This window comes from Pseudodesulfovibrio halophilus DSM 5663 (assembly GCF_059568665.1).
This window is the reverse complement of the sequence record NZ_JCANTV010000015.1, coordinates 87,670-104,055: the sequence shown is the minus strand read 5'-3', so window position 1 is coordinate 104,055 and position 16,386 is coordinate 87,670. Positions and strand designations below refer to the sequence as shown.

Below are 16,386 nucleotides of genomic sequence, written 5' to 3'. Positions count from 1 at the left end.
CATCAGCATGAGCACCAGCAGCCTTACCGCCAAGTACCGTCCCCAGACCTTTGCCGACGTGGCGGGGCAGGAGTCGGTCAAGACCATCCTCTCCCGCGCGGCCCAGAACGACCGCGTCGCGCCCGCATATCTTTTCAGCGGCACCCGGGGCGTGGGCAAGACCACCGTGGCGCGCATCTTCGCCAAGGCGCTCAACTGCGTGAACGCCCCGACCTCGGAGCCTTGCAACGAGTGCGCCCACTGCAGGCAGATCACCGCAGGGGCCGCCGTGGACGTCATCGAGATGGACGGCGCGTCCAATCGCCGCATCGACGACATCCGGTCTCTCAAAGAGGATGTCGGCTACGCGCCCATCGACGCCCGTTACAAGGTATTCATCATCGACGAAGCGCACATGCTTACCAAGGAGGCCTTCAACGCGCTGCTCAAGACGCTTGAAGAGCCGCCGCCGCGCGCCACCTTCATCATGGCCACCACCGAGGCCCACAAGTTTCCGGCCACCATCATCAGCCGCTGTCAGCATTATACTTTCAAGATGCTGCCTCAGGCCGGATTGGTCGCGCACCTGGCTGCGATTCTCGAAAAGGAAGGCATCCCCTTCGAGCAGGGCGCGCTGGACATCATCGCCAAACGCGGCGCGGGCAGCGTCCGTGACTCCATGTCGCTCCTCGGACAGTCGCTCGCCCTCGGTGGCGACAGCCTCAGCGAGGCCGATGTCCGCAACTTTCTCGGCCTTGCCGGACAGGATGTATTCTTCCGGCTCATGGAGGCCGTTCACGAGCGCGACCTCGTGGGACTGGGCACCATGCTGCGCGAGGTGCTTGATCAGGGGCTGGATCTGGGATTCTTCCTGCGTGAACTCGTTGGCTGCTGGCGCAACATGTTTCTGCTGCGGCAGTCGGGCCGTTCCGCGCTGGAACTGCTCGGCCTGTCCGGCGAGGAGGCCGAGACCTGGATGGAGTGGGCCGGCAAATTCGAGCCCGCGCACATCCACGCAGCTTGGCAGATGACGCTAGACGGGCAGAAGCGGGTCATGTCGAGCCTTGAGCCGGCGCTGGCCCTTGAGCTGCTGCTGTTCAACCTTGCTTCGCTGCCGGAACTGGTGAACCTTTCGGAGGTCGGAAAAGGCGGCGCACCGAAAGGGTCTTCCCGCGGCGCTCCGTCCGGTGGCCCGCGTCCCGGTCAGCCGGGGATGAATCGTGGTCAGCAGCCGCCGCGTCCGCAGGCTCCACCGCAGCCGCCGCAGAGCAGGCCGGCACCTACTCAGCAAGGTGGACCGCAGGGTGGACAGGTGCCCCAGCCGCCGCAGCGTCCCGCTCCTCAGGGCGGAGCACAGCCCAAGGCTGCCGCACCGACGCCTCAGGCCCCGCCGCAACCGCCGACCGGAGCTCCGACGCCCCCGCCTCCACCGCCAAACGGGGCGCCTAATCCGCAGGTTCCGCCGCCTCCGCAGCCGCCGGGGCAGGGCGCCATACCGCCTCCGCCCCCGCCGCCGCAGCCCATGGATCCCACGGTTCCGCCGCAGCAGGCGCCGCAGTCCGGACAGCGGGAGACTGGCGCGAAACCTTCGGCTCCGAGACAGCACGGTCAGCAGCAGCGGCAGCCGTCTTCGGCCCCCGATCAGGAGCCCGAGCCGGGGCGGTTCGAGGGTGTACCCGATCCGGCGGACGCTGAGGGCTGCTCCTGTGATATGCCCGACCGTTCGGGTGATCTTCCTGAACCGACCGGCCCGCGGACGTGGAGCGGTTTTGTCGAGTATATCTGCACCTCGGACTGTCAGGGCAAGCCCGCTCAGATTCGGCAGGCATCGGGCGAACTGAAAGGAGACACGCTGACGATCACCTGCGGCAGCAATTTCCTTTGCAGAACGCTTACCGACCCGGCCACGAAGGGGTTGCTCGGGAACTTTGCGGAGAAATATTTCGGACCGGGGACGAAAGTCGAGGTGGAAACCGTCGACCTGCCTGAAAGGAAAAGCTACAAGCAGCTTCACACCGAGGCAGAAGCCAATCCGGTCGTGAAGAAGGTGCTTGACCGTTTCGGGGCGCTGATTGAAAACGTGTCACCGATCAACGGGTACTAAAAGAAAAGAACAGCAAGGAGACCATAATGCGCGGAATGAATGAAATGATGCGTCAGGCCCAGATGATGCAGAAGAAGATGACCCAGATTCAGGAAGACCTGAAGACCCGCGAAGTGGAATCTTCATCAGGCGGTGGCATGGTCAAGGTCAAGGCCACCTGCAGCAAGGAAATCGTTTCCGTGGAGATCGAGCAGAGCGTGGTTGACTCCGGCGACGCCGAGATGATTCAGGATCTCGTGCTGACCGCCGTGAACGACGCGCTCAAGACCGCGGGTGAAGTCATGGAAAAGGAAATGTCGGCCGTGACCGGCGGCATGAAGATGCCCGGCGGCCTCTTCTAGGGGGATTTTGTGAGCAGACTTCCGGCCCCGCTTCAGGAAGCGGTGGACCAACTCTCCAGCTTGCCGGGCATAGGCCCCAAGTCGGCCCTGCGCATCGCGCTTACGCTGCTGAAGATGCCGCCTGAAAAGGCGCGCGGAGTCGGCGGCAGCATCATCGAGCTGCGCGAAAGCCTTTGCATGTGCGAGGACTGCGCGAGTCTGGCCGAGGCCAGCCCCTGCGCCCTGTGCTCCGACCCGGAACGCGAGCGCTCGCGCATGTGCATCGTCAGCGAATGGGACGCGCTTCTGGCTCTGGAGGAAATGGGCATGTTCAAGGGGCGTTATCTCGTCCTTGGCGGCCTCATTTCCCCTCTGGACGGCGTGGAGCCGGGGCATCTCGAGTTCGACAGACTGCGACGGCACCTCGACTCAGGCGAAGTCGATGAGCTGATCCTCGCCCTCGGTGCGACCATGGATGCCGAAAGCACGGCTTCCTACATCAAGAACATGGTCGAAAAGGAGTACCCCGGCGTGACGGTGACCCGTCTGGCACAGGGGATTCCCATCGGAGGCGAAGTCAAGTATATGGATAAGGAGACCCTCAGACAGTCCCTGCTGCACAGGCACGGGTTCTGACGGTCCAGCAACGCTAGGGTCGGTTTCTTTTGCGAGGGATTGCGTGCCGACCCGGGCACAACCTTCCAACGGGGGAAACATGATCGAAATCAGGCTGCACGGCAGAGGTGGACAAGGTGGCGTAACGTCCGCTGAGCTGCTGGCAAAGGCTGCCATCGCCGAAGGCAAGTACGCGCAGGCGTTTCCGAGCTTTGGCCCGGAACGGCGCGGCGCGCCGGTGATGGCGTTCGTGCGCGTCGACGACCAGCAGATCAGGCTGCGGGAGAAAATATATTCTCCGGACATCGTGCTCGTGCTCGACCCGAGCCTTCTGGACATCGTTGATGTTGCGGAAGGGCTTTCGGAAAACGGGACCGTGGTGGTCAACTCCGCCATGACACCCGAGGAACTGAAAGAGAAGTACGGATTCCCGAAGGTCGCCACCGTGGATGCCAACAAGGTCGCCATGGAAGAGCTCGGGGTGCCCATCACCAACACGACCATGCTCGGAGCGCTGCTCAAGGCCTCGGGCATCATCGGCGTGCAGGAGATGGAGGAGCCCATCGGCGAGCGTTTCGGCGGCAAGCTCGGCCCCAAAAACTTCAAGGCTCTCGAGCGAGCCTACGGCGAGACAATGGTCGCCTAGCGGCCACACCCGACGATTCCACGAGGGCCGGGGAGGACCCGGCCCTTTTTTCATGCGAGCCAATGAGCGATAACGAACTGAAAACACTTGCTTCCGCCGAAGTCCGCTCCATCGTCTTCCAGAACGAGGAGAACGGCTATACCATCGCGCGCGTTACGGCCAAGGACGAACCGGGGCAGATCACCGTCACCGGAACCATGGGCGACATCTCGCCCGGCGAGGTGCTCGATTTGCGCGGCAAGTGGAAGGTCCATCCCAAATTCGGACCGCAGTTCGAAGTCCGCACCTTTGAGCAGACACGACCGGCCACCGAACAGGGCGTGGTCCGCTTTCTTCAGACTTCCATCAAGGGAGTTGGAGAAAAAACCGCCCAGTTGTTGCTGGAAACCTTCGGCATGGGGATTCTCGACATCCTCGACGACGATCCGGAGCGACTGCTTGAAGTAAAGGGAATCTCCAAGCGCAAGCTCAACGACATAGTGGAGTCGTGGTCCAAACAGCGGACTATCAAGAATCTGCTGGTATTCCTGCAGTCCAACGGCGTTCCCACCACCTGGGCCGGAAAGATATTTCATTTGTACGGAGCGCAGGCCGAGCAGAAGCTGCGCGACAATCCGTATGATCTTGCCTACGAGATCCGAGGCGTGGGATTCCGTACCGCGGACCGCATGGCCCTGAAGCTGGGATTCCCGGCCGATGCTCCGCAACGACTTGAGGCGGCCATCGTCTACACATTGTTCTCTCGCTGCGAACGGGGAGGACATCTTTTCATATCCAAGGACGCGCTGTTGGACGAAGCGGCGCGCATGATGGAGGGCGTGGACTTCGACAAGCTCGAATGCGCGCTCTATTCGCTTGAGGAAAAGAAACGGGTTCGGATTGAGGACCTGCCTGAACAGGAGGTGGACGAGGCGGTCTACCTCATGCACTTTTATCATTACGAAAACGAGGCGGCCCAGCGTTTCTACCAACTGGTGAGCCATCCCACGCCGGTCAGCCGCGACAAGATCGCCGAGGCGCTGCCCAAGGTCGAAGAGACGCTCGGCTTCTCCCTTTCAGACGAACAGCGCGAAGCTGTTTTCGAGGCGTGCGGGAACAAGGTCTTCATCATCACTGGCGGCCCCGGCACCGGTAAGACCACCATTACCAAGGCAATCGTTCTCACGCTCAAGGAGCTCGGCCTTAAAATCAAGCTGGCCGCCCCCACGGGCCGCGCGGCGAAGCGGCTATCCGAAGCTACGGGTATGGGCGCGCAGACCCTGCACAGGCTTTTGCAGTATCAGCCGGACGGTGGTTTTCACTACGATCAGGACCAGAAGCTCAAAGCTGACGTGCTCGTGGTGGACGAGGCAAGCATGATCGACGCGCAGCTCTGCGTCGCGGTGCTCCGGGCGTTGCCGCACACCTGTCGCCTTGTCTACGTCGGCGACGTGAACCAGCTCCCGAGCGTGGGGCCGGGCAACGTCCTTGCCGACATGCTCAACTCCGAGCGTATCCCAAGCGCACGGCTGTCCCACATTTTCCGTCAGGCGCAGGAAAGTTTCATCGTCGTCAATGCGCACCGCATCAATAACGGGCAGATGCCGCGGCAACATCCCATGCCCGCTCCGGAGGCCGACTACTACTGGATTCCACAGGAGGATTCGGCCAAGGTCCAGAAACTGATTCTGGACAGTGTTTGCGAGCGCATTCCGAAGGTCTACGGTATGGACCCCATGCGGGATGTGCAGGTGCTCACACCAATGCACAAGGGCGACGTGGGCACGCAGGCGCTCAATATAGCGCTTCAGGAGCGGCTGAATCCCTTCAGAGGGCGTGAGGTGAAGCGCGGCAATACGAGTTTTCGCAAGGGCGACAGGGTGCTTCAGCTGCGAAACAACTATGACAAGGATGTCTTCAACGGCGACCTCGGCTGGGTGGCGGACCTTGATCCGGAAGACACGGAACTGCTGGTGGAGTTCGATGACGGCAATACCGTGCACCTCGAAAGCTCGGACCTTGATGACCTCTCGCTGGCTTATGCCGTGAGCGTGCACAAGTCGCAGGGAAGCGAATACCCGGCGGTGGTCATGCCCGTGGTGACCCAGCATTACATCATGTTGCAGCGGAATCTGCTCTATACCGGGCTGACACGGGCGCGCAGCCTCGCTCTGATGATCGGCTCGGACAAGGCGCTCAAGCTGGGGTTGAACAACGTCACCTCGGGCAAGCGTGGAACGAACCTTTCTTTCCGTCTGCGCCACCTTTTCGACAACAGTCTTCTTCACGCCGGAAGCTGATCGGTCTGTCTCCCAAAAACAAGGGCTGCCCCGAGTGGAAACAGCCCCGAAATCCGTGCGTCGGCTACGACGTCGGATACAAATCGCTTACGGCAAATCAATCCCCTTCGATTATTCCCGAGCCATGAAGTCGAACATGAACGCATAGGTGTCATGCATTTCGCTCTCCAACTGGCTGAAACACTGCTGGGCCTGCTGCATGTCGTTGGCCTTGGTGGCGTTTTCCAGCATGAGGCAGGCCTGCCTGACTCGTTCCGCGCCGATGGTGGCGGAGCCTCCCTTGAGGGAGTGGGCCAGATGCCGAAGCGTATCCACGTCACCCGAATCGAGGGCTTCGCGAATCTGCTGTATTCTCTTGGGTTCCTGGCTGACGAAAACCGCAAACATCTTCTTGATGAACGGCCGCTTCTCAGCCATGGAATCAAGGAACGAAGAGTCGATAATCTCCGTGCCCATGATGCTGTACCTCCCCTCGACTGTTATCCCTTAATGCAAATCATCGGCATGAGTCTGGCGACCGGAGCCGCTAGACCCGCGCCCGTAACGGACGTAATGACATCGCTACTTTCCTTGTACGCGCCCGGAGCCTCTTCGGCAACGGATTTGAGACTTTTGCTGCGAACAAGTATCCCTCTGTGACGCAGGGATTCCCCTATATCCCTTCCGTCGAATTTCCTCTTCGCTTCCGTGCGGGAAAGAGCACGCCCGGCGCCATGATTTGCCGAACCGAAACTCTTGCGCATGGCCTCCTGCGTTCCGGCCAGAATATAGGAGGCCGACCCCATGCTGCCGCCTATGAGCACGGGCTGCCCGGCTTCACGAATGTCCTCGGGCAGCGACTCGTGTCCGGGTGGATATGCCCGGGTGGCCCCTTTGCGATGCACAAAGAGTTTGCGCGTGCCGTGCTCGCCTTCATGTTGCTCGACCTTGCAGGTGTTGTGCGACACATCATAGAGAAGGGGCAGGGCGGCTTCGGGCATGACCGAGGCAAAGGCCTCTCTCACTAGGTGCGTGATGACCTGCCGGTTGGCGAGCGCACAGTTGATGCCGCAGTGCATGGCGGCGAGATAGTCCTGCGCCTCCTTCGAATCGATGGGTGCGTGGGCGAGCTGTTTCGGGTGCTTCGGTTTTGGAGGCCGTCCCTTCCTTTTTTTCCCACTATTACCCTTGGACGGCGTCATGGCGTTGAGAAAATCCGTGCCGATCTGGTGGCCAAGTCCGCGCGAGCCGCAGTGGATGCTGACCAGCGCATCCCCCTCGAAAATTCCGAAACTGGCGGCTTTTTCCTTATCCAGAATCTCTTCGACGTATTGCACTTCAAGATAATGGTTGCCCCCGCCGAGGCTGCCGATCTGATTGCGGATGCGTTTTTTTGCATCTTTTGAGACCTTGGCGGGGTGCGCGCCACGTGAGATGCCGTTGTCCTCGATGCGTTCCAGATCCGCCTTGTTGCCAAGCCCCCGCCCCACGGCCCAGACCGCACCTTTCATCAGCATCTCATCCAGTTCGTCACCATCAAGCTGAATGTCGCCTCCGCGACCAACACCTGCCGGAACGGATTCGAACAGGGCGTCGGCCAACTTTTCCTGACGAGCAATAATGTCATCCCGGGTTGCGCCGGTCAGTAGCGTCCGGACGCCGCAGGCAATGTCGAAACCGACACCGCCAATGGAGATGACGCCGCCGCGCTGAGGATCGAATGCCGCCACGCCACCGATGGGGAAGCCGTATCCGGCGTGGGCGTCTGGCATGGCCATGGATGCGCGGACGATGCCGGGCAGGCAGGCCACGTCGCGGACCTGCTTCAGCGCCTCTTCGTCCATGTCGGCGAGAATGGACTCGGAAGCAAAGATAAGCCCGGGCACCCGCATGTCGCCATGCATGGACAGCTCCCACTCGAAAGGGCTTTTTCGGACAAGGTGGCGTTTCATATCAAAGCATTATAGCCCGATATGCGGCTTTGGTTCAATACTTTAGGGAGAGCGAAAAAAGGCTCCGCCTTGAGAGCGGAGCCTTCTTGCTAGAACGTGTCGAAATCATTCCATTCTTCATCATCTCCCGGAGGAAGGGACGCCTGAGGCTTTTTCTTTTCGTTTTTGCTGTAGGCGCTGTCGGGAATGTTGAAGTGCGACATGGTGTGGATGAGCTCCTGAGCCTGCGCCGCGAGGTTCTCACTGGTACTGGCGAGTTCCTCGGATGCCGAGGCATTCTGCTGAATCATGCTGTCGAGCTGCTGCAGGGCATCATTCACCTGCTGTGCACCGGAGTCCATTTCATTGCTTGAGGACGCAACCTCGTTTACCAGATCCGTTGTTTCACGAATCTTGGGTACCATGTTGGTGATGAGCTCGCCGGCTTCCTCGGCCACGCTCACGCTGCGTGTGGACAGCTCGCTTATTTCCCCTGCGGCTGCGCCGCTTCGTTCTGCGAGCTTGCGTACTTCGGCGGCGACCACGGCGAATCCCTTGCCGTGCTCCCCTGCACGGGCGGCCTCGATTGCGGCGTTGAGGGCCAGAAGGTTGGTTTGTCTGGCTATTTCCTCAACGATGGTGATGCGTTCGGCAATGTCTCGCATGGCCTGAACGGTCTCTTCCACGGCCTTGCCACCCTTTTCCGCCTCCTGCGCAACGCTGGTGGAGATGGTATGGGTCTTCTGGGAGTTCTCCGCATTGCTTCTGATGTTACCGGACATTTGCTCCATGGATGAGGAGACCTCTTCGACGTTTGCGGCCTGAGTCGAGGCGCTGTGGGAGAGAGTCTCACTGGAAGAGGCGATTTCCTCGCTGCCCGAAGCTACGGTTTCGGAGACGGAGGTGATGCTGATAACGGTCTCCGACAGCTTGACCGCCATTTCCTGCATGGCCTTGCGTATGCCGGTTGCATTCCTGTCCATGTCGAGGCTGAGATCGCCGTTGGCCACGTTGCGCGCGATCTGTCCGATTTCGTCGGGTTCGCCGCCGATCTGCTTCAGAATTCTCCTGATTATGAACCCGGCAGCAAGGAAGCAGGCCACTATCGCCAACGGAATTAGAATCAGCATGAATGTGCGGCTGAACTGGTATTCGGAAAGATTTCGCTGGTAGACCTGTTCTGCCACGCGGAGCTGGAGGTTCACCAGTTCGCCATACTTCTCCGTTACCGGGTCGATGACCGGGTAGAGCTCCTCGATGGTGAAGCGTTCAAGCGCCTTCATGTCTTCTCGCCGCAGGATGTCTTCGAGGTTGGCTATGGTCCGGTCTGCCTCGGTGAGCAGAGGGCGGACCTGATCCATGAGCGCCTGTTCGTCAGCCGTCATGTTTGTGGCGAGGAAATTGTCCAGCTTTTCATTGATGACCGATTTGGCCTCGCTCACGGATGCCAGTCCCTCGTTCCAGCCGAGGTTTCCGTTGCGAACCTTGTGCGACACGTCAACGATATTGATCGCGTACATATCGGAAATAGTCTTGAGCTGTTCAAGCGGGACAACGCGGTCCCTGTAGATTTTTTCCATTCCGTTTACGGCGTCTGAAGCGTTCTTCAATCCGATGTAACCAACCAGAACCGTAACAGCCATGGCGAATGCAAGTAATGAATAGAGCTTGGTGCCTGTCTTCATGTCGTCCACCTTTGAGTCATTTTTTTGATAATCATTCCTGAAAAGAGTATTGCAGGTGATTGTGTCAGGGAGGTGTCAGCCGAGTGAAGACCTGAAATCCCGCCCCTTCGCATGAAGGGGCGGGAAAACGGTATTCCTTGCCGTGATCGGGCGGGCTACTTCATCGGCATGTCAGGGCGTACCGTGCTTCCGCCGGTGCCGGGGAAGGGCTCATACTTCGGAGCGGGTTCGCCGGTGCCGAGAATCTTCTCGGCTTCTTCCATGAAGACCATGTAGCGGTGCTTGCATTCGAAGAAACCGTGCCACCACGCATAGTCCGGGGCCATCATGGCCGCACCCATGCGTGCGCGACGTCCTTCGTGGTGCCAGAGGAAGTAGTATTCGATCTCGGGCTTCTGGTCGAAGGGGTTGTCCTTGTCCAGCAGGCCCTTTTCGTACATTTCGTCCAGCTTGGCCTTTACAGGCTTGTAGTATGTCTCATTGTAGTTTTCTACAGCCTGATCAAGCTTGTTGTAGTGGTCGTCGACCCACTTCTGACCGTGGCACTGCTTGCAGATCTCCTTCATCTTGTCGCGCTCGGTCTTCCAGTCGGTCTTGGCCGGGAACGGCTTGAAGTTCTCGGGACGGACCGTGAGCGGAGCCTGCGTTTCCCAGCTCAGGCGTTCGGTGACGTCATGAGTTGTCATGACCTCGCCCGCGCCGGACATGTGGCAGCTGGCGCAGGTGGGACCGCGATAGTCCACGCCGGGTGTCCAAGTGCCGGGAGCGGCGCGCCAGTTGTACTCGTCGCCGAAGGCGTCGTAGATGGCGCCATGCTTTGATTCGTTGTAGATCTCGATCTGCGGGTGGTCCGGACCGAGGTGGCACTGACCGCAGGCTTCGGGCTTGCGTGCTTCCATGACGGAGAAACGGTGCCTGGTGTGGCAACTGGAGCAGGAGCCGAGGCTTCCGTCGAGGTTCACGCGGCCGACACCGACGTTCGGCCAGGTGTCGGGATCGAGTTCACCTTCTTCGTTCACTTTCAGGATGCTGCCGTGACAGGCGTAACAGCCGGTGGAACGTTCGACGGTGTTGTTGAGTCCCTTTTTCATCCAGAAGTCGATCTTCCAGACGATGATGTTGGTGTTGGCGTGTTTGGAGCGGCTGTACTGCTTCACCTCGTCCGGGTGGCAGCGGGAGCAGTCCTTCGGTGTGACCACGCCTGCCACCGGAACCTTGTACTCGCTCACGCCCCATTTCGTGTCGGAGCGCTCGTACTGTTTGTAGTGAGACTTGCTGACGTCCTTATCGTGTTCGTCAGCCTGGTGGCAATCAAGACAGGTGATGTTGGCGGCGGCGTGGCGGCTTGCCGCCCAGTCCGCGAAGAGTCCGGGAGATTCCTGCTTGTGGCACTGGAGACAGGCCATGGCCTGTTTCGACATGCCGCGTTCGATGCGGAATTCCTTCTTCTTCTGCAGATCAGCGCCGGAAGCCGGTGCTGCCAGAAGCAGCAGCGCGGCCAGAAGCGTCAACAGCGTGTAAGTCTTTCTCATCTCCTCTTATCCCCCTTTGATGATTAGAGACCTGGTCGCTTGTAGTTGTAGTAGGGCCGATCGACGTGAACCAGATTCTTGTGGCAGTCGAGACATTTCTTCTCGTAGCCGGGCCTCGGGTACATCACCTGCTTGTGCGCCAGCATGGCTCCACGCTTGTAGGGCATGTAGAGCAGGTTGCGGTGACATTTGAGGCACTGTTCGTTCTTGATGGACTTGCGGGCCTTGGCGGCTTGTTCCTCCCGATCGTACTCCACCCCCATGAAGTGCGCGACAACGTCTTTTATGCCGTGTGCGGTCTTGGTATAAAAGAAGTTCACGGTGTCCTGGGGGGCCGGAAGGTGGCAGTCCATGCAGTCTGCCACGAAGCCCTGTGGGTTGTTCACGTGCGTCGAGGTCTTCCAGGCCATGTAGGCTGCCTGAATTTCATGGCATGAGGCGCAGAACTCCGGCGTGGAGGTCCGCACCATCGTGTAGTAGGCCATGCTGAAGACCGGAAACCCGAGAACAATCCCGAGGACGATCCATAGGATCGGCCGGTAGGGTTTTTTCATAGGCAAGCTCCGTCCTTTTTTTGGGTTTTACGACAAGGAATTAAGCCATGTTACTTCTTCGCGACCATCAAAGATTTGATTCAAGTCAAAAAACACGACTATGGTCACGACTATCACAAATTTATAGAATCTCCAGAATTATTATATTGCTTATCAAAGGGTCAGGGGAAAGTTGCGTAAAGGGGTAAACGTGCGTAGAGAGTTTGCCGTCGGCAATAGCTGAAAACAGCAAGGAGTCTGAATTGCGGATAATCATCGTCGGAGCCGGGGAAGTCGGCTTTCACATCTCGCGCCGTCTGGCCGTGGAGAACAAGGAAGTCGTGGTCATCGACCGGTCTGAGAAAGCTCTCAAGCGAGTGGCCGAAGCCACGGACGTGCAGACCATTCAGGGTTCCGGAAGCAGCCCGCAGGTGCTCCTCGACGCAGGCATCAAGGGCGCGGACATCATGCTCGCGGTTACAGACAGCGACGAAATCAACATCCTGTCCTGCTTCTACGCCAACCAGCTTTCTCCCAACCTGACCAAGCTCGCCCGCATCAGAAACGACGACTACACGCACTTCGCCGACCTCATCAAAAACGACGCCATCGGCATCCGCAAGATCATCAATCCCGACCTTGAGGTCGTGAACGCCATCCTGCGGCTCATGAGCGTGCCGGGCGCCGTTGAGATTAACGAATTCGCGCAGGGCAAGATCCGTCTCATCGGCGTGAACCTGCCTGCCAAATCTCCGGTCATAGGAACCAAGCTGCTGAACCTGCGCGACCGTATCGGCGAGACCCCGGTGGTCATCGCGGCTCTCGTCAGGGACGACGAGCTCATCATCCCCAGCGGCGTGGACGAAATCCGTCAGGGGGACATGGTCTACTTCGCCTGCGATATCCGCGATCAGGACGAAGTGCTCGAGAGCCTGGGCATCCGCAGCGAACCGGTGAGCAAGGTGCTGATCGTCGGCGGCGGCAATATCGGATATCATCTGGCCAAAGCGCTGGATTCAAAACATTTTCATACCAGAGTCCTCGAATCCAATCCCGAGCGCTGCCAGTTCCTGTCCGAAAATCTTGACCGTCCCATCGTGCTTCAGGGAGACGGAACCGATCAGGACGTGCTGCATGAGGAAAACGTCGGCAACATGGATATGGTCATCTCCGTCACCGGCGACGAGGAGATCAATATTCTCACCTGCCTGCTTGCCAAAAGCCTCGGCGCGAAGAACACGACAACGAGGGTGAACAATTTCGCCTACATGCGGCTCATCGACCCCATCGGCATCGACCACCTCGTTTGTCCGCGACTTTCCGCAATCAATTCGATCCTTCATTTCATCAGGCGCGGCAAGGTCATATCCACGGCAAGCATCAAGGCCGACGCGGCCGAGGTGCTCGAAGCCATCGCGCAGGAAAACTCGGACGTGGTGGGCAAGCCCGTCATGGAGCTCGGCTTTCCCAGAGGAACGCTGGTGCTGTGCTTCCAGCGCGGCAAGGACGTCATCATCCCCAGAGGCGACACCGTCATCGAGCCGGAAGACCGGCTGATCATTCTCACGGCCCGCAACAACATCAACAAGGTCGAGAAGGCGCTGGACGTCAAGGTGGAGTTCTTCTAGATGCGCTGGCGCAACGTCCTGCACATCATCGGCGCCCTGAGCGCCTGCGTCGGCCTGACCATGCTCTGGCCGCTGCTCTGGGCGCTGTGGTACGGCGACTCCGGGGTGCAGCCGTTCCTGCTGGCCTCCGGCCTGACCGTGGCCTCCGGGGCCGGACTCTTTTACGCGTTCAGGCAGGGCGGGAGCAAGGTGATCAGCCACCGCGAGGGCATGGCCATCGTCGCGCTGGGCTGGCTGGCCGCCGGGATATTCGGCGGTCTCCCGTTCTTTTTTGCGGAGACCTTCCCGACCTTCACCGACTGCGTCTTCGAGTCCCTCTCGGGCTTCACCACGACCGGAGCCAGCGTGCTCTCGGATATCGAATCCGTGCCGCGCAGCATCCTCTTCTGGCGCAGCCTGACCCACTGGCTGGGGGGGATGGGCATCATCGTCCTGTCTCTTGCCATCCTGCCGTTTCTCGGCGTCGGCGGCATGCAGCTTTACAAGGCGGAGGTCCCCGGGCCGGTTCCAGACAAGCTCAAGCCGCGCATCAAGGATACGGCGATGGTGCTGTGGAAGGTCTATCTGGCCTTTTCCGTCATGGAAACCGTGCTCCTCATGTTTGGCGGCATGGGGCTCTTCGACGCGCTCTGTCATACATTCGGGACCATGGCCACCGGCGGTTTCTCCACCAGAAACACCTCCGTGGCCGCGTTCGATTCGGCTTACATCGACTATGTGATCACAGCGTTCATGCTCATCGCCGGGGTGAACTTCTCGCTGCACTATCTTATGCTCAAGGGCAGACTGAGCGCCATGATCAAGGACCCGGAGTTTCGGGTCTTCGCCGCGCTGTTCCTTGTCTTTACGGTGGTACTCACCCTCACCGTGTACATGGCTGGAAGCTATGATTCGACCGCCGACGCGGTCCGGTTCACCTCGTTTCAGGTGGCTTCCATCCTGACCACCACAGGTTTTGCCACGGCGGATTACGAACTCTGGCCCGCCCTGTGTCAGGCCGTCCTGCTCTTTTGCATGTTCATCGGCGGCTGTGCCGGTTCGACCGCAGGCGGCATGAAGGTCATGCGCATCATGCTCATCCTGAAACAGTCCTATCAGGAGCTGTTCCGGCTGATTCATCCGCGCGCTGTCTCCAAGGTGAAGCTCGGGCGCAAGCCGGTATCGGATGACGTTATTCGCGGCGTATGGGGATTCTTCATCCTCTGGATCGGGCTTTTCATGCTGGCGGCGTTCGTGGTTTCGTCCACAGGCATTGACGTGGTCTCGTCCTTCGCCGCGGCGCTGGCCTGCATCGGCAACATCGGTCCCGGCATCGGTTCAGTCGGTCCCACGGACAACTATGCGCACCTGCCTCAGCTGGCAAAGATGGCGCTGACGCTGTGCATGGTCCTCGGACGGCTTGAAATCTACACCGTCATCATTCTTTTCGTGCCGGAGTTCTGGCGAAAGTAGTTCGTGGTCTGCATTTCATGAGAATGACAAAAGCCCGCCGGACAATGTCCGGCGGGCTTTTGCGTTCCGGGTGGATACGGGCAGAGCTCAATCTGCCCGGAAGTGACAACCCTTGGATTGCCGGTTCCGCATCGCGGAAAGCGTTATGACGTACGCCGTCTGGCAGCCGTGGAAAAGATCCACGAGCGGCTTGCTGATCGGCGTGTTCTTGTAGAAGTCCTGAAGGTTCTTGGCCAGAGTCCGCATGTCGGTAAAAGCCCGATGCAGGCGTCCCGAGCTTCTGGAGATGCCGACGTAATTCCACATGGTGTTGCGAATGGTGGCCCAGTCCTGATTGATGAGCGCCGGGTCTTCGTTGTGTTCGTCGCCGGCGTTGACCCAGTCGCGGATGGAGTCCCTGAGCTTCTCGCTCATGGGTTCGGTCTTGCTGATGCGGCGTGCGATGTCCCGCCCGGAGGTGACGCCCCAGACAAGGCCTTCGAGCAGGGATGTCGAAGCGAGACGGTTGGCTCCATGGACGCCGGTGCAGGAACATTCGCCCACAGCGTACAGTCGCTCCAGCGTGGTGCGGCCGTCGAGATCCGCGAGCACGCCGCCGCAGAAGTAATGGGCGGCAGGTACCACGGGAATCGGCTCGCTGGTGATGTCCACATTGATGCTGCGGCACCGCTCGCTGATGGTCGGAAACCGCTTGACGATGTCCTTTTTGATGTTCCGGGCCGCGTCGAGATACACGCAATCGTCGCCGGTCTTGAGCATCACGTCCATGATGGCGCGGGTGACGATGTCACGCGGCGCGAGGTCCGCGCGGTCGTCGTAACGTTTCATGAAGGCGTCGCCGCAGCCGTCCACGAGGACGGCTCCCTCGCCGCGAACCGCTTCGGAGACGAGGAAGCGCTGTCCGCCGCGTTTGCCCGCATAGAGGGCAGTAGGGTGGAACTGGACGTATTCGCAGTTCAGCAGTCGCGCGCCGGCGCGATGGGCCATGGCGATGCCGGAACCGATGGAGCCCGGGGTGTTGGTGGTGTGCAGATATACCTGCCCGATGCCGCCGGTGGCCAGCACCGTATAGCGCGACAGGAGGGTCTCCACTTCGCCGGTATGCTCGTTGAGCACGTAGGCGCCCACGCAGCTGTTGGCGAGGCTGTACTTGAAATCCATGTGCGACGAATGGTGGTGCGTGGTGAGCAGGTCGATGGCGGTGCGCTTGGTCAGCACCGTGATGTTGGGGTGCTCGCTCACGGCCTTGGCAAGGGCTTCCATGATGTTGCGCCCGGTGTGATCGTCGCAGTAGAGGATGCGGGGCAGGGAATGGCCGCCCTCGCGAGTGAGGAACCAGTCGCCGGGAGTGCGCTGGTTGAACGGTATGTGCAGCTTGTCGATGAAGAGCTCCTGCAGCACGTCGGGGCCGAGTGCGCAGAGTTGCCGGACCGCCTTGGCGTAATTGTGGTTCCAGCCGGCGGTCATGATGTCTTTTTCGAGAATCTCGGGTTCGTCTTCTTCCGCGTGGAAGACGATTCCCCCCTGGGCCAGCTCGGAGTTGCCGTAGGAGAGGCGTTCTCCGGCGGTAATCACCGTGCAGTGCACGCCCTCGTCGGCCATGGTCAGGGCGTTTACGCAGCCGGCGATGCCCGATCCGATGATCAGGACGTCGCTGATGGACCTGTGGTGTTCCATTCTTCCCCCTTCGAGGGTGATGCAGA

The 16,386-nt window shown here is 59.9% G+C and carries 13 protein-coding genes; 7 read left to right on the top strand and 6 right to left on the bottom strand.

Annotation, left to right across the window (positions count from 1 at the left end; all coding sequences use genetic code 11):
- Positions 1-7 precede the first annotated feature (7 nt).
- The 5 genes from dnaX (at position 8) to recD2 (ending at position 5,943) form a co-directional block, all read left to right on the top strand.
- The gene (dnaX, locus tag BR24_RS14970; protein ID WP_496542283.1) at positions 8-2,083 is read left to right on the top strand and encodes a DNA polymerase III subunit gamma/tau; all 2,076 of its coding nucleotides are present in this window, start codon (positions 8-10) and stop codon (positions 2,081-2,083) included.
- Between the two features lie 26 nt (positions 2,084-2,109).
- Positions 2,110-2,424: a YbaB/EbfC family nucleoid-associated protein gene (locus BR24_RS14965; protein WP_496542282.1), complete on the top strand. Its 315-nt coding sequence runs from the start codon at positions 2,110-2,112 to the stop codon at positions 2,422-2,424.
- Between the two features lie 9 nt (positions 2,425-2,433).
- A complete protein-coding gene (gene recR, locus BR24_RS14960; protein WP_496542281.1) occupies positions 2,434-3,039 on the top strand; it encodes a recombination mediator RecR in 606 nt (201 codons plus the stop codon).
- Positions 3,040-3,118: 79 nt separating this feature from the next.
- Complete coding sequence (locus BR24_RS14955; RefSeq protein WP_496542280.1) at positions 3,119-3,664, top strand: pyruvate ferredoxin oxidoreductase subunit gamma; 546 nt, start codon at positions 3,119-3,121, stop codon at positions 3,662-3,664.
- 62 nt (positions 3,665-3,726) lie between these two features.
- A complete protein-coding gene (gene recD2 / locus BR24_RS14950; RefSeq protein WP_496542279.1) occupies positions 3,727-5,943 on the top strand; it encodes an SF1B family DNA helicase RecD2 in 2,217 nt (738 codons plus the stop codon).
- A 111-nt stretch (positions 5,944-6,054) separates the two neighbouring features.
- On the opposite strand, the gene BR24_RS14945 is transcribed toward recD2, so the two are convergent.
- The 5 genes from BR24_RS14945 to BR24_RS14925 form a co-directional block, all read right to left on the bottom strand.
- Positions 6,055-6,399: an Hpt domain-containing protein gene (locus BR24_RS14945; RefSeq protein ID WP_496542278.1), complete on the bottom strand. Its 345-nt coding sequence runs from the start codon at positions 6,397-6,399 to the stop codon at positions 6,055-6,057.
- A gap of 23 nt (positions 6,400-6,422) precedes the next feature.
- The gene (locus BR24_RS14940; RefSeq protein WP_496542277.1) at positions 6,423-7,874 is read right to left on the bottom strand and encodes an RtcB family protein; all 1,452 of its coding nucleotides are present in this window, start codon (positions 7,872-7,874) and stop codon (positions 6,423-6,425) included.
- Between the two features lie 89 nt (positions 7,875-7,963).
- Positions 7,964-9,538, bottom strand: coding sequence for a methyl-accepting chemotaxis protein (locus BR24_RS14935; protein ID WP_496542276.1), 1,575 nt, complete (start codon positions 9,536-9,538; stop codon positions 7,964-7,966).
- Positions 9,539-9,693: 155 nt separating this feature from the next.
- Positions 9,694-11,070 (bottom strand): multiheme c-type cytochrome, encoded by a 1,377-nt coding sequence (locus tag BR24_RS14930; RefSeq protein WP_496542275.1) that lies wholly within the window; start codon positions 11,068-11,070, stop codon positions 9,694-9,696.
- A gap of 23 nt (positions 11,071-11,093) precedes the next feature.
- Positions 11,094-11,624, bottom strand: a complete 531-nt coding sequence (locus tag BR24_RS14925; protein WP_496542274.1) for a cytochrome c3 family protein — start codon at positions 11,622-11,624, stop codon at positions 11,094-11,096.
- Between the two features lie 242 nt (positions 11,625-11,866).
- Between BR24_RS14925 and trkA the strand changes: the two genes are divergently transcribed.
- Entirely contained in the window at positions 11,867-13,231 is a 1,365-nt protein-coding gene (gene trkA / locus BR24_RS14920) for a Trk system potassium transporter TrkA (RefSeq protein WP_496542273.1), read from the top strand.
- Complete coding sequence (locus BR24_RS14915; RefSeq protein ID WP_496542272.1) at positions 13,232-14,683, top strand: TrkH family potassium uptake protein; 1,452 nt, start codon at positions 13,232-13,234, stop codon at positions 14,681-14,683. It abuts the gene before it with no gap.
- A gap of 87 nt (positions 14,684-14,770) precedes the next feature.
- Here the strand turns inward: BR24_RS14915 and nadB are convergent, their stop codons facing one another.
- Entirely contained in the window at positions 14,771-16,360 is a 1,590-nt protein-coding gene (gene nadB, locus BR24_RS14910; protein ID WP_496542271.1) for an L-aspartate oxidase, read from the bottom strand.
- Positions 16,361-16,386: the final 26 nt, after the last annotated feature.

What these genes read in the sequence shown, in the direction of transcription:
- BR24_RS14930 (WP_496542275.1), bottom strand. Translation starts at nt 11,070, where the DNA reads ATGAGAAAGACTTACACGCTGTTGACGCTTCTGGCCGCGCTGCTGCTT.
- BR24_RS14955 (WP_496542280.1), top strand. Translation starts at nt 3,119, where the DNA reads ATGATCGAAATCAGGCTGCACGGCAGAGGTGGACAAGGTGGCGTAACG.
- BR24_RS14945 (WP_496542278.1), bottom strand. Translation starts at nt 6,399, where the DNA reads ATGGGCACGGAGATTATCGACTCTTCGTTCCTTGATTCCATGGCTGAG.
- recD2 (WP_496542279.1), top strand. Translation starts at nt 3,727, where the DNA reads ATGAGCGATAACGAACTGAAAACACTTGCTTCCGCCGAAGTCCGCTCC.
- BR24_RS14940 (WP_496542277.1), bottom strand. Translation starts at nt 7,874, where the DNA reads ATGAAACGCCACCTTGTCCGAAAAAGCCCTTTCGAGTGGGAGCTGTCC.
- dnaX (WP_496542283.1), top strand. Translation starts at nt 8, where the DNA reads ATGAGCACCAGCAGCCTTACCGCCAAGTACCGTCCCCAGACCTTTGCC.
- nadB (WP_496542271.1), bottom strand. Translation starts at nt 16,360, where the DNA reads ATGGAACACCACAGGTCCATCAGCGACGTCCTGATCATCGGATCGGGC.
- BR24_RS14965 (WP_496542282.1), top strand. Translation starts at nt 2,110, where the DNA reads ATGCGCGGAATGAATGAAATGATGCGTCAGGCCCAGATGATGCAGAAG.
- BR24_RS14925 (WP_496542274.1), bottom strand. Translation starts at nt 11,624, where the DNA reads ATGAAAAAACCCTACCGGCCGATCCTATGGATCGTCCTCGGGATTGTT.
- BR24_RS14915 (WP_496542272.1), top strand. Translation starts at nt 13,232, where the DNA reads ATGCGCTGGCGCAACGTCCTGCACATCATCGGCGCCCTGAGCGCCTGC.
- BR24_RS14935 (WP_496542276.1), bottom strand. Translation starts at nt 9,538, where the DNA reads ATGAAGACAGGCACCAAGCTCTATTCATTACTTGCATTCGCCATGGCT.